Below are 224 nucleotides of genomic sequence, written 5' to 3'. Positions count from 1 at the left end.
ACCCCACACTACCATCGGCGATGCATCGTTTCACTTCTGAGTTCGGGAAGGGATCAGGTGGTTCCAATGCTCTATGTTCGTCAAGCAATTCGGTTGGCTGGCCAGGCGATGAAGCTGCCTGGCGGGCCCAATTGGGTCTGTGATCGAAGTAGACAACTCGTCTTGGGTCTTGCGAACCCACGCGCCCGTTTTCGGCGTCGTCTTCCTCACGCTCTGACCTGCGG

The 224-nt window shown here is 57.6% G+C and carries 1 rRNA gene; it reads right to left on the bottom strand.

The features are described 5' to 3' along the window. A 5S ribosomal RNA gene (rrf, locus tag RCF34_RS22835) occupies positions 1–85 on the bottom strand; the annotation flags it as partial. Positions 86–224 lie beyond the last annotated feature (139 nt).

Source organism: Pseudomonas sp. 102515, assembly GCF_031085165.1.
Classification (GTDB): Bacteria; Pseudomonadota; Gammaproteobacteria; order Pseudomonadales; family Pseudomonadaceae; genus Chryseomonas.
Note: the sequence above shows the minus strand (reverse complement) of the source record. Positions and strands in the feature narration are given on the sequence as shown.